We start from the raw sequence: 12,074 nt of genomic DNA on the forward strand, positions 1-12,074 counted from the left end.
ACCGCCCGCGCCGGGCGAGTCAGTTGTTCGGTACGATGATCACGCGCCGTGACGGCCTGCCGGACGGCGTGGTGGGCGGCGTCGTCGGCGACGTCGGCGTCGTCGTCGTGGGGGGTTGCTGGGGGCCGGCCGGAGGCTGCACGCTGGTCGGCGCGGGGAACGGGAACGGGAACGTCGACGGGATGACGATGGGCGGCAGGCTGGGGATGATCGACGTCGCGCTGGGGCGCGTCGTCGGTGCCGGCGTGGTCGGCTGCGTCCCCGTCGCGCTCGGCGTCGCCGGAGGCTTCGATGTCGACGTCGCGGTCGGCCGGGGCTGAGGTTTGGCGACCACCGGTGGCGTCTCGACCGGGGGCGGCACCACGGCGGGAGGCGCTGTCGTGGCGTGGGGGCTGGGCTCCGGGGGCACCGTGTTGGTCGGCAGGAGCGTCGGCATGGCCGGCCCCGCGTCGGCCTGCTCTCCCCGGCCGAGCTCGCTGGCGATGTACACGCCGCCCACGACGGCGCCGGTGATCCCCGTGGCGAGCAGGAGGATGGTGAACAGCGAGGTCCCGCGCTGCGCGGGCTGCTTCGCTCCGTGCGCCGAGGCGGCGTGCGAGGTCCGGGGCAGCGGCTCCATCGGCGCCGTCCCAGGGATGTAACCCTGCATACCGCCGCCCCCGTAGGCGCCGCCGTAGCCGGGCGCTGGGCCGCCGTTGAACGGTCCGGCGGGAGCCGAGCTCCGATCCATGAAGGGTACGTTGCCGACCGCTGTCCCGCCTGGGCGAGGCGACGCATCGAACGGCCCAGGCTCATAGCTCGTGGCCGGAACCCCGGGCACCCCATGCGGCGGCAGGTAGGGCGCGGCGCTCACGGTCGCTGGCTGGCCGACCGGGGGGTAGCCGCCCTGGGCGAAGTACGGGCCGGAAGAGGGCTCTGGCCTGGGCGTGACCCCTGGAGCCGACGCCGAGGGACCCCGGGCATCCGAGGCGAAGCCGCCCATGGGGGTCGAGGGTCCGAGCGCGCCCGGGGGGCCGCTCGACGCGTGGTGCGCGCCGCCGTCCTCGGGCGGGATCGTCTTGGGGATCGAGCTCCTGCGACCGTCGCCGATCGCGTTGGTCGCGGGCGCTGCCGCTGAAGCCGCGAGCATCCCGGGCGCCGCGAGGGCTGCCGGCAGGGCCGCCCCGGACGACCGCGCCACGCTGACCTCGGACGGCGAGGGGGTGAGCGCCGAGGGGGCGCGGGCGGCTCGGGCGAACGGCTCGAGGGCGCTGCGGAGCTCGGCGGTGGTCGAGAACCGATCGGGCGGCGAGGCCGCCATCGCGCGGTGGACGGCGGCGCAGAGGCCCGGCGCGAGCTCCGGCGCCAGGTCCGAGAGCCGCGAGATCTGGCCCGACAGGTAGGCGCCCGCGATCTGCTGGGGCTCATCGCCGCCGACCGGCCGGCGGCCGGCCAGCATCTCGAAGATGATGACGCCCAGCGAGAAGATGTCGGCGCGCGCGTCCACGGAGTCCGCCGAGTAGGCCTGCTCGGGGGCCATGTACTCGGGCGTGCCCATGATCACGCCCGGGCGCGTGAGCCCGCGATCGAGCTCCCCCGTGACCTTCAGCTTGGCGATGCCGAAGTCGAGCAGCTTGATGAGCGGCTCTCCCTTGGCCGTCCTCGTGATGATGACGTTGTCCGGCTTGAGATCCCGGTGGACCACGCCCGCGCGATGGGCGGCCTCGACGCCCTCGAGGATCTGCATCGCGTACTCGAGGGCGTCGGCGTAGGCGAGCCGGATGCCGGCCCGGTAGAGCTCCTCGTAGAGGGCCTGGAGCGTCTTCCCCTCCAGGTACTCCATCACGATGAACGCCAGGCCGGCGGCGGTCTGGTCGACGTCGACCACGCGGACCACGTGCGCGCTCTGGATCTGCGCGGAGACGCGCGCCTCCTGCAGGAAGCGCTGCACCAGGCCGGAGCGGCGGGACAGCTCGGGGTGGAGAAACTTGAGGGCGACCGTCGTCCCCAGCACCTCGTGGCGGGCTTCGTAGACGCTCCCCATGCCGCCGTCGCCGATGAGGCGCACGAGTCGGTACTTGTTGTGGATGACCTGGCCTGCCTGCGGACGCATCGATCTCCGTTGAGGGCGCTGGAGTTGCTCGGAGAGTCTCACAGGCTGGTAGACGAACGTCAGCCCCATTTGTGCGACACAGCGTCGTGATGGTCGCGATCCGCACCGCTTTTCGGCGCCGCGGGGCCCATCCGCTCCGCCGCGGTCCCGTCCTGGGCAGCTGCGCCGCCGAGGTCGCACGCTTCGGTGCGAGTCCTCATGGCGCATCGCGTTATTCGGGCTCGGGGAGGTGCGACGGCGCTGATACGCGCGTGCGGGAACGAGTATACCTGGGAGCGCCGCCGGGGTGCGGCGCCGAGGAGATGCCTGTGCTGGCTGCGCCGCTGCTTGATGCCCTGATTGATCGCGCTCTGGAAGAAGATCTCGCCGGAGGCGATCTCACCACCGAGGCCTGCATCGAGGCTTCCGCGCGCGCGACAGCGAAGGCGGTGGCGCGCAAGCCGCTCGTCGCATGCGGGGGGGCCGTGTTCCTCCGGGTCTTCCAGCGCCTGGATCCGCAGGTGGAGGGCGAGGTGCTGGTCGCGGACGGCACCGCCGTCGACACCGGCGCCGTGCTCTGGACGGTGCGTGGCTTCGCGCGCACGCTCCTCAGCGCGGAGCGCACCGCGCTCAACTTCGCGCAGCGGATGAGCGGCGTCGCCTCCGAGGCGCGCCGCTATGCCGCGGCGATCCCGCAGGGGTCCGGCGTGCGCATCACCGACACCCGCAAGACGACGCCCGGCCTCCGCGCGCTGGAGCGCTACGCGGTGCGCGTCGGCGGGGCGCACAACCACCGCGACAGCCTCGGGAGCGCCGTGCTCATCAAGGACAACCACATCGTCGCGGCGGGCGGCATCGCGACCGCCATCGCCCGCGCGCGGGCGCGGGCCCCGCACACGACGAAGGTCGAGGTCGAGGTCGCCTCGCTCCGCGAGCTCGACGAGGCGCTCTCCGCCGGCGCGGACATCATCATGCTCGACAACTTCACGCTGGCCGACGTCAAGGTCGCGTCCGCGCGCGTCCGCTCGGCGCAGCACGGCCGAATCTTCCTCGAGGTCTCCGGCGGGATCACGCTGGAGCGCATCCCCGAGCTCGCCGCGGCGGGCATCGACGTCATCAGCGTCGGGGCGCTGACGCACTCGGCGCGATCGGCCGACATCGCGCTGGATCTCGCGCTGTGAGGCGGCTCGACGCGGAGGCCGTCGAGCGCGAGCTCGCGCGCCTCGGCGCGTCGCTCGGGAGGCCGCTCGTCGTGGCGGCGGAGACGGGGTCGACGAACGACGACGCCCGGAGCGCGGCGGCTGCCGGGGCGCCGCACGGGGCGGCGTTCCTCGCCGACGCGCAGACGCAGGGGCGCGGGCGCGGCGGGCGCTCCTGGCACTCTCCGCCCGGGGAGAACCTCTACCTGTCGGTGGTGCTGCGCCCCGGTTTGCCGGCGAGCAGCGTCGCTCCCATCGCCCTCGTCATGGGCCTCGCCGTGGCGTCGGTCGTCGGTCCACGGCTCGCGCCTCGCTCGCGCCGCGGCGACGGCGCCGCCGCCGAGGTGCGTCTCAAGTGGCCGAACGACGTGCTCGCCGGGGGCCGCAAGCTGGCGGGGATCCTCGTCGAGGCCCAGCTGCGCGGCGATTCCGTGAGCAGCGTGATCGTCGGCGTCGGGCTCAACGTCCACGCGTCGAGCTTCCCACCGGAGCTCTCGGGGCGGGCCACGTCGCTCGCGATGCTCGGGATCGACGACGTCCCGCGCGAGCTCCTCGCGGCGGAGCTGCTCCAGGCGATCGGCGACGCCGCGGCGAGGTTCGAGGCGGGAAAGCTCGCCCCCTTCGCCGAGGATCTCGCGCGGATGGACTGGCTGCGCGGCCGCCGCGTCGAGGTCGCCGGCGTGGCCGGCGTCGCGGCGGGGATCGATCCGGAGGGGCACCTGCGGATCCGGGGCGAGGACGGCGTCGTCCGCGCGGTGGCGGCGGGCGAGGTCAGCGTCCTCACCGGCTGAGCGCCTCGCGCCGCTTGCGTTGGGCGCTCGGCGCGGCCAAAGCTTGCGGCCCCATCGCGGGTCGCCGGGGGCGCGGAGCTGCCCGGGCCGATCCGAGGCTCCTCGGAGGCGTCGCTTCCTTGAAAGAAGACACCCTCGTCGTCCACGAAATCTACGCCAGCGTGCAGGGCGAATCGACGTTCGCCGGGCTGCCGTGCACGTTCGTCCGGCTCACCGGGTGCAACCTGCGCTGCACCTGGTGCGACACGCCGCAGGCCTTCTACGGCGGCAAGCGCATCGGCCGCAGCGATGTCCTCGAGCGCGCGCTCGCCCTCGGTACGCCGCTCGTCGAGCTCACGGGCGGGGAGCCCCTCCTCCAGCCCGCGTCGTTCCCGCTCCTCGCTGAGCTCTGCGACGCGGGCCGCACCGTCCTCGTCGAGACCAGCGGCGAGGCGGACGTGTCGCGCGTCGACCCGCGCGTGCACAAGATCATGGATCTGAAGGCGCCCGGCTCCGGGGAATCGCACCGGAACCGCTGGTCGAACCTGGACCACCTCACGCCGCGCGACGAGATCAAGTTCGTGCTCGCCGATCGGGCGGACTACGAGTGGATGCGGGGCACCATCCGCGAGCGCCGCCTCGACGCGCGCGGCGTGACGCTGCTCGCCTCGTGCGTCTGGGGCAGGCTCGCGCCGAGAGAGCTCGTCCAGTGGGTGCTCGACGACGCCCTTCACGTCCGGGTGCAGGTCCAGCTCCACAAGGTGATCTGGGGCGCCGACGCGCAGGGGGTCTGACGCGCAGGGCCGCCCCGTCCACGCGGTCTCGTCGCGGTAAGGGGTGGCGGCGTTCCCTCGCAGCGTCAGCGCTCGCCGCGCAGGAACTGCTCGAAATCGTCGACGTCGCGGGGCGAGCCGAGGACGAGCGGCACGCGCTCGTGGAGCGACTTCGGGACCCGATCGAGGACGCGATCGGTCCCCGTGCTCGCCTTGCCCCCGGCGGCCTCGAAGATGAAGGCGAACGGGTTCGCCTCGTAGAGCAGCCGCAGCTTGCCCTGGCCGCCTCGATCGGCGGGGTACGCGAAGATGCCGCCCTTGAGCAGCGTCCGGTGCGCGTCTGCGACCAGCGAACCCACGTACCGCGCGCCGTACGGCCTCCCCTCGTGCTTGCTCTCCTCTTTGATCCACGCGTTCCAGCGGCGCACGCCCTCGGACCACCCCGCGCTGTGGCCCTCGTTGATCGAGAAGGTCGAGCCGCGCTCCGGAGTCCGGATGTTCTCGTGAGAAAGGAAAAATTCACCCACCGTTGGATCGTAGGTGAACCCGTGCACGCCGCCGAGGCCGGTGGTGATGACGAGCAGCGTCGACGATCCGTAGAGCACGTAGCCCGCCGCGACCAGATCGCGGCCGGGGCGCAGGAAATCCGAGGGATCGGCCCCCATCTTGGCGTCGCTCTTGCGGAGCACGCCGAAGATCGTGCCGATCGAGATGTTCACATCGATGTTGGACGAGCCGTCGAGCGGGTCCACGACGACGATGTACTTGGCGCGCGGGTCCGTGGAGAGGAGCCTCATTTCACCGAGCTCCTCGCTCACCACGGCCGCGCAGTGCCCGCGCCGCCCGAGCACGCTGAGCAGCGTCTCGTTGGCGACCTCGTCGAGCTTCTGCACGACCTCGCCCTGAACGTTCGTCTGTCCCGTGTACCCGAGGACGTTGGCGAGGCCGGCCCGCCGGACCTTGGACGTCACGAGCTTCGCCGCCAGGCCGATCTGGTTCAGCAGGGAGGTGAACGCCCCCGTCGCCGAGGGGAACCCGAGCATTCCCTCGAGGATGTACGTCTCGAGCGTGATCCCGACGCGTGACTGCGCGTCGGGCGGCGTCCAGCTCAGGTTCCGTTGGTCCGATGAGAGCGACATGATCCCTCCGCGTTGTCGGCGAGGGCGTCGCCGCCCCGCCACGTGCTCGCGCGCGCGCTCGCCGCTGCTCTACTGCACCTGGAGAGTGCACTTGGAGAGCCGACCGGCGCAGCTCCGAGAATTGCGTATCCGATGGCTCCGCACAACATCCTCCGAGCGCTGGACCACCGGGGCGTTCGGCTCGATACGTTCGTCCAGATCCTGAAGAGACGGCCCGCGCCCGCTCGCTCGCCGGCTCCGACACGGGGCCACGGAGCAGGGCGGATCGGGCCCGCGCCCCGGGGGGCCTCGCGTTCCGGCTGCAACACCCTCGACGGAGTGATTCATGGCGCTCACCTCCCGCGTAGAGCAGATCCTCTCTTGGTACGCCTCGGAGAACCCCGGCACGCTGACGAACCTCGTCCGGCTGCTCAACCACGGCGCGCTCGCGGGCACCGGCAAGCTGGTGATCCTGCCCGTGGACCAGGGCTTCGAGCACGGTCCGGTGCGATCGTTCGCCCCGAACCCCGAGGCTTACGATCCCGACTACCACTTTCAGCTCGCGATCGACTCGGGGTGCAACGCGTATGCGGCGCCGCTCGGGTCGCTGCAGGCGGGCGCGGCCAGGTTCGCGGGGCAGGTGCCGCTGATCCTGAAGCTCAACAACAGCGACACGCTGGCAAAAGTGGAGCAGCCCCTGTCCGCGGTGACCGGCTCGGTCGAGGACGCGCTCCGCCTTGGCTGTGTCGGCGTCGGCTACACCATCTATCCAGGCTCCGGCGCGAGAAACCGCATGTACGAGGACCTCCGCGAGATTGCCCTCGAGGCCAGGCGCAAGGGCCTGGTCGTCATCGTCTGGAGCTATCCGCGCGGCGCCGGGCTGTCGAAGCAGGGCGAGACGGCCATCGACGTCTGCGCCTACGCGGCGACGATCGCGGCTCAGCTCGGCGCGCACATCATCAAGGTCAAGCCGCCGACCGCTCATATCGAGCAGGAGGAGGCAAGAAAGATGTACGAGAAATACGGCATCCCCACCCGGACGCTCGCCGACCGGGTCCGCCACGTCGTGCAGGCGACCTTCAACGGCAAGCGGGTGGTGATCTTCTCCGGTGGCGAGTCCAAGGCGACCGACGCCGTCCTCGAGGAGGTGCGCGAGATGGCCGCGGGCGGCTCCTTCGGCTCGATCATGGGGCGCAACGCGTTCCAGCGCCCGCGCGCCGAGGCGCTGCAGCTCCTCTCCGACGTCAGCCAGATCTACAGAGCGGCGCGCTGACGCCCCCTCGATCCGGCGCTCGGGGCGGGGACGCTCGGGCCGCGGTCCGCGGCGTCGCCGCGCGAGGCGCCGCGGCGGAGGCGCCTCGCCGCCCGTCGCTGCCGGCCGCCGAGCGCCGAGCCTGAGCGGCGCTGCGCGCGGCGCCGCGCCCGGGAGCGCTCTCCTCCGCACTTCGGACCGACCGCCTGCGGGTCTCGTCCACGTCGACGGGGTTAGCCCTTCGTGATTAGATGCCGCGCTGGAAACACCCCCCATCCGGGCTCAGGAGACCGCATGCCGATCAAAGTGAACCTCGCCTCGTCAGACCCGCTGAGCATCGCCGTCGACGTCGTCGTCATCGGCGTGCCCGAAGGCGCATCGACGGGTGAGGGCGTGCTCGCGAGGCTCGTGAAGGCGCTGGGTGAGTCCGTGGTCCACCAGGTCAAGCGTGACGACTTCACGGGGAAGAAGGATCAGAGCATCGATTTCACGACGCACGGCGCGCTGAAGCCCGGCCGCGTGCTGCTGCTCGGGCTCGGGTCCGGCAAGCTCACCGACATCGATTGCCGCCTGCTCGCGGCGAAGGGGGCGCGCTTCGCGAACGGCGTGCGCGCCGAGAGCGTCGCGGTCGTGGCGCCGCCCGGCGTCGAGCGTGCGGAGCGGGCCGCCGCCGAAGGGCTCGTGCTCGGGTCCTACCGGTTCACCCGCTACTTCACCGGCGATCGCGTGCCCAAGTTCGAGCTCGCGCGCGGCACGGTGGTCGTCGAGGGCAAGGCGGGCAAGGTGGCGCGCGACGCGGTCGCGCTCGGCCAGCAGGTCGGCGAGGCGATCTGCGTCGCGCGCGATCTCGTCAACGAGCCGCCGAACGAGGTCTACCCGGAGGCGCTCGCGCGCGTCGCGGTCGGCGTTGGCAAGCAGCACGGGCTCAAGGTGACGGTGTTCGACAAGGCCGCGCTGAGCAAGCGTGGCATGAAGCTGATCATGGCGGTGGGGCAGGGGAGCGCGCGGGAGCCCCGGCTGGTCCACATGGTCTACGCGCCCCCCGGGAAGCCGAAGGGGAAGCTGGTCTTCGTGGGCAAGGGGCTGACATTCGACAGCGGCGGCCTCTGCATCAAGCCAGCTCAGGGCATGGAAGAGATGAAGGGCGACATGGGCGGCGCCGCGAACGTGATCGCGCTGATGGCCGCCGTCGCCGCCGCCAAGCCGAACGTCGAGGTGCACGGCGTCATCGGCGCGGCCGAGAACATGCCTGACGGCGCGGCCTACCGGCCCGGGGACATCTTCGGCTCCCTGGACGGCAGGACGGTGGAGATCATCAACACCGACGCCGAGGGGCGCCTCGTCCTCGCCGACTGCCTCGCCTATGCGCGCGCGCTGAAGCCGGATCTCATCGTCGACAACGCGACCCTCACGGGCGCCTGCGTCGTGGCCCTCGGGCCCACGGTGTCGGGCTTCTTCTCGAACCGTGAGGAGCTCGCCGAGCGCCTCCGGAGCGCCGCGAAGGCCGCGGGCGAGTCGATGTGGCAGCTCCCGCTGGTCGACGAGCTCCGCGATGGCCTGAAGAGCGACTGGGCCGACATCAAGCACACGGCCGACCGCTGGGGCGGGGCGATCACCGCGGCCCTGTTCCTGCGCGAGTTCGTGGGCGATGTCCCCTGGATCCACGTGGATATCGCCGGCCCCTCCATGGCGAGCAAGCCCTATGGCATCTTCTCCAAGGGCGGGACGGGCCACGGCGTGCTTACCTTCCTCCGCCTCATCGAAGGCTTCACCGGCTAAACCGTGCAACTCCGCCGTAAGCTCGCGCGCGCCATGGGCCGCGCCATCACCGACTTCGACATGATCGCCGACGGCGATCGGATCCTCTGCGCCGTCTCGGGGGGCAAGGACAGCTACGCGATGCACGCGCTCCTCGTCGACCTCGCGCGCCGCGCGCCGGTCCGGTTCAGCGTGATCGCGGTCAACATCGACCAGGGGCACCCCGGCTACCCCGGACACCTCCTGACCGACTACATGGCCGCGGGCGGCCACGAGTTCCGGATGATCTCCGAGGACACCTACTCGATCGTCACCGAGAAGATCCCCGAGAACAAGACGTACTGCTCCCTTTGCTCCCGCCTGCGGCGGGGCATCCTCTACCGTATCGCGCGCGAGCTCGGCTGCTCGAAGATCGCCCTCGGTCACCACCGAGACGACGCCGTGACGACGCTGCTCTTGAACCTGATCTTCGCCGGCCAGCTGAAGTCCATGCCTCCGAAGCTCATCTCCGACGCCGGCGACAACGTCGTGATCCGCCCGCTGATCTACTGCGCCGAGGCCGAGCTCGCCGCGTTCGCCGCGGAGGAGCGCTTCCCCATCATTCCCTGCGATCTGTGCGGATCACAGGACAACCTCCAGCGCAAGGCGGTGAGCCGGCTCCTCGCCGAGCTCGACGCGCGCCACCCCGGGACGCGGCAGAACATGCTGGCCGCCCTCGGCAACGTGCGCCCGAGCCACCTCTTCGACACGGGCCTCTGGAAGCGGCTCGGGCTCGAGGTCGCCCGGGAAGAGGGGGGCGTGCGCGGCGAGGCAAGCGTCGACGCGCCGGCGCCGGATGTGCTGCCCGTGGGCAACCTGCTGAGAAATCTGGCCTAGCGGCTCGCTCATGAGCACGGATGTCCCCGGCGCGATCTCGATCGGCGCTCCGCGCGAAGCGGAGTCGGGCGCGTCCGCATCCGGCGGACGCGGCGGAACGGTGGCGCGGGGGGGCGATGCGCCGTCCGCCGCGGATGGCCCCGAGGCGGCGCAGCCCGGAGCGGCGCGCCCGGGTCTCGGGGATGGGGGCGCTCCGCAGGCGCTGCTGGCTGCGGTCGTCGCCTGGATGATCACGGTCGCGCCTGCCGGGTTCGGCCGCGGCGCGCCGGTATCCGCCAGCGTCGCCGCCACGCTCGCCTTCCTGTGCGGCATCGCTGCGCCGCTGCTCGCCGCGTCCCACCGCCGGGCGGCGCGGCACCTGGGCATCTCTGTCTTCTTGGCGCTCGTCACGTTGACCTGGCTGCTCGCCTCTCCTTCCCTTCAACCGTCCCGCCTCGACCCGGTCCGGGCGGCGATCGGCGGGATCGCCTGGGGAATCTTCGCGCTTTCCTGGCGCGATCGCTGGGATGTGCGGCGCCAGTCGGAGCTAGACCCGGATGCCCCCCTCCTGCAGGCCCGGGCCCACCTGCCTCCGCTCGCCGTCGCGGTCATCGCGTTCGGCGCGCTGGTGAGCCTCGCCATCCTGGTGCTCGCATGGCGCGTCCGGGACCCGGACCGCGCCCTCCTGGCCCAGGCTGTCGCCGTGGCCTGCGCCGTCGCGCTGATCACCGCGGCCGCCAGCGTCGCGGTCGCCCGTGGCCGCCGACACACGGCGGGCGCGCGCCGGCTCAGCCACCGCGCCGTCCGGCAGCTGCTGGTCCTGATCGTCTTCGCCGTCCTGGGGGCGGTGGTGATGATGCTGCGCTGAGCCGTGGCCTGCCGCTGCCCGCAGCGTCCGCGCATCCCCGTCGGTTCCGTGTCAAATCGCGTTACACTCACGCGCGTGTCCCGTGCAGTCGATGTCTTCGCGATTCTGCTCCTCGCCGCCGCCGCGTTCTCCTTCGCCTTCGGGGTCCACGCCCTCGGCGATCGCCAGGATTTCAAGGCCATCTACCTCCTGGTGATCGGCGGGCTCTCGCTCAAGGCGTCCACGGAGATCCTTCGTCCCCGTGGGGGTAGCGCGTGAGCCCCGTGCGCCGGATGAGCGCGGCCGCCGCGTGTCTGTACGCGTGCGCGGCCTGGGCTGCTCTGACGACGTCCGCGCGGGGGGCGCTGCCGCTTCCGCCCGATGTGGCGGCCCGTGTGGGCGCGCTCGCCATCCCCGTCGACTCGGTGGCTCGCATCGCGGCGGCGCAGCACGTCTCGCCTGCGCAGGCCCGGGATGCGGTGGTCCGCGACGCGCTCTTTGCCGCCGAGGCACGAGATCGCGGCCTCGAGCACGAGCCCGAGGTGCAGCGCGACATCAGCGCGGTGCTGGCCCGCCGCCTGCTTCACCGACTGAAAGAGGAGGCGGAGAGCGCCGGCCCGGTGACGGACGACGAGCTGCGCGTCGCCACCGAACGGCACTGGCTCGAGCTCGATCGTCCCGAGGGATACCGCACCGTGCACGCCGTCGTGAGGCTCTCGGCGGACGCCGATGAGGCCACGCGTGACAAGGCGAGGGCGATCGCCGACGCGATCCGGACGGCGGTGCTGTCGTCGCGCGAGGTGGCCCGCCGCTCCGAGCCGCCGCGCGCCTCGGGGACGCGGCAACCGCCCACCGATCCGGCTGCCGACGCGTTCATCAGCGCCGCGAAAAGCGTCCCCGCCGAGGGCCTCGATGTCGTCGCGCAGGCGCTCCCGCCCGTGACCGCAGCGGGCCGCGTGCTCACCCCGGAGCCGCAGCAGTTCGACGTCGATTTTTCCCGTGCGGCGGCGGCGTCGCTGAATGTGCGCGGAGACGTCAGCGCACCGGTCGCGTCGTCGTTCGGCGTGCACATCATCATGCTCCTCGAGCGCATCCCGGCGCAGGTGGTGCCCGTCGAGGAGCGACGCGCTCTGGTGCGCGATGAGATCATGACGGACCGCGCACGCGCCGCGCAGGCCAGGCTCCTCGAGGCGCTGCGGCGCGAGCCGAAGGTCGTCGGCGGCGTCGACGCGTTGCTCGAGCTCGTTCGGATCGACCCATGACCACCTCGCGCAACGGAGCTCGTAAGCGGAGCCAGTGCGGGCTTTCACGCGACCAGACGCCCTCCTCGTTCGCGTCGATCCTCGAGGATCTCCTGTGCGCGATCCCCGGCGCGCATGCCGCTGCGCTCGTGGACTTCGAGGGGGAGACGATCGACTACGCGGGCCGGCT

Annotated in this window: 12 protein-coding genes (1 of these 12 only partly in view); 10 read left to right on the forward strand and 2 right to left on the reverse strand. The window is 72.0% G+C overall.

What is annotated here, in order from left to right:
- Nucleotides 1-19: 19 nt before the first annotated feature.
- Nucleotides 20-2,092, reverse strand: coding sequence for a protein kinase domain-containing protein (locus WMF36_RS12840; protein ID WP_437579885.1), 2,073 nt, complete (start codon nt 2,090-2,092; stop codon nt 20-22).
- Between the two features lie 308 nt (nt 2,093-2,400).
- On the opposite strand from WMF36_RS12840, the gene nadC reads away from it, so the two are divergent.
- The 3 genes from nadC (at nt 2,401) to WMF36_RS12855 (ending at nt 4,834) form a co-directional block, all read left to right on the forward strand.
- Entirely contained in the window at nt 2,401-3,252 is an 852-nt protein-coding gene (gene nadC, locus WMF36_RS12845; protein ID WP_437581900.1) for a carboxylating nicotinate-nucleotide diphosphorylase, read from the forward strand.
- Entirely contained in the window at nt 3,249-4,061 is an 813-nt protein-coding gene (locus WMF36_RS12850; RefSeq protein ID WP_437579886.1) for a biotin--[acetyl-CoA-carboxylase] ligase, read from the forward strand. The genes nadC and WMF36_RS12850 overlap by 4 nt, the downstream gene beginning before the upstream one ends.
- A gap of 119 nt (nt 4,062-4,180) precedes the next feature.
- The gene (locus WMF36_RS12855; protein ID WP_437579887.1) at nt 4,181-4,834 is read left to right on the forward strand and encodes a radical SAM protein; all 654 of its coding nucleotides are present in this window, start codon (nt 4,181-4,183) and stop codon (nt 4,832-4,834) included.
- Between the two features lie 65 nt (nt 4,835-4,899).
- Here the strand turns inward: WMF36_RS12855 and fbp are convergent, their stop codons facing one another.
- Complete coding sequence (gene fbp, locus WMF36_RS12860; RefSeq protein WP_437579888.1) at nt 4,900-5,952, reverse strand: class 1 fructose-bisphosphatase; 1,053 nt, start codon at nt 5,950-5,952, stop codon at nt 4,900-4,902.
- A 325-nt stretch (nt 5,953-6,277) separates the two neighbouring features.
- On the opposite strand from fbp, the gene WMF36_RS12865 reads away from it, so the two are divergent.
- From WMF36_RS12865 to WMF36_RS12895, 7 genes are all read left to right on the forward strand, one after another.
- Complete coding sequence (locus tag WMF36_RS12865; RefSeq protein WP_437579889.1) at nt 6,278-7,204, forward strand: class I fructose-bisphosphate aldolase; 927 nt, start codon at nt 6,278-6,280, stop codon at nt 7,202-7,204.
- A gap of 273 nt (nt 7,205-7,477) precedes the next feature.
- Nucleotides 7,478-8,962, forward strand: coding sequence for a leucyl aminopeptidase (locus tag WMF36_RS12870; RefSeq protein ID WP_437579890.1), 1,485 nt, complete (start codon nt 7,478-7,480; stop codon nt 8,960-8,962).
- Between the two features lie 3 nt (nt 8,963-8,965).
- Nucleotides 8,966-9,817 (forward strand): tRNA 2-thiocytidine(32) synthetase TtcA, encoded by an 852-nt coding sequence (gene ttcA / locus WMF36_RS12875; RefSeq protein WP_437579891.1) that lies wholly within the window; start codon nt 8,966-8,968, stop codon nt 9,815-9,817.
- Nucleotides 9,818-10,043: 226 nt separating this feature from the next.
- Nucleotides 10,044-10,664 carry a hypothetical protein gene (locus WMF36_RS12880; protein WP_437579892.1) on the forward strand — a complete coding sequence of 207 codons (621 nt, stop codon included), beginning with the start codon at nt 10,044-10,046 and terminating at the stop codon, nt 10,662-10,664.
- 75 nt (nt 10,665-10,739) lie between these two features.
- Nucleotides 10,740-10,922: a hypothetical protein gene (locus tag WMF36_RS12885; protein ID WP_061614223.1), complete on the forward strand. Its 183-nt coding sequence runs from the start codon at nt 10,740-10,742 to the stop codon at nt 10,920-10,922.
- A gap of 14 nt (nt 10,923-10,936) precedes the next feature.
- Complete coding sequence (locus tag WMF36_RS12890) at nt 10,937-11,905, forward strand: foldase protein PrsA (protein WP_437581901.1); 969 nt, start codon at nt 10,937-10,939, stop codon at nt 11,903-11,905.
- On the forward strand, nt 11,902-12,074 hold the beginning of the coding sequence (locus WMF36_RS12895) for a roadblock/LC7 domain-containing protein (protein ID WP_437579893.1). 481 nt of this gene lie beyond the right edge of the window; the window shows 173 of its 654 coding nt (coding positions 1-173); it begins with the start codon at nt 11,902-11,904; its stop codon lies beyond the right edge, outside the window. Before WMF36_RS12890 ends, WMF36_RS12895 begins: the two co-directional genes overlap by 4 nt.

Source organism: Sorangium sp. So ce887 (assembly GCF_051521455.1).
GTDB lineage: Bacteria > Myxococcota_A > Polyangia > Polyangiales > Polyangiaceae > Sorangium.

Excerpts from the sequence above, each read along its gene's own strand:
- fbp (WP_437579888.1), bottom strand. The coding sequence starts at position 5,952 with ATGTCGCTCTCATCGGACCAACGGAACCTGAGCTGGACGCCGCCCGAC.
- WMF36_RS12890 (WP_437581901.1), top strand. The coding sequence starts at position 10,937 with ATGAGCGCGGCCGCCGCGTGTCTGTACGCGTGCGCGGCCTGGGCTGCT.
- WMF36_RS12840 (WP_437579885.1), bottom strand. The coding sequence starts at position 2,092 with ATGCGTCCGCAGGCAGGCCAGGTCATCCACAACAAGTACCGACTCGTG.
- WMF36_RS12865 (WP_437579889.1), top strand. The coding sequence starts at position 6,278 with ATGGCGCTCACCTCCCGCGTAGAGCAGATCCTCTCTTGGTACGCCTCG.
- WMF36_RS12880 (WP_437579892.1), top strand. The coding sequence starts at position 10,044 with ATGATCACGGTCGCGCCTGCCGGGTTCGGCCGCGGCGCGCCGGTATCC.
- WMF36_RS12870 (WP_437579890.1), top strand. The coding sequence starts at position 7,478 with ATGCCGATCAAAGTGAACCTCGCCTCGTCAGACCCGCTGAGCATCGCC.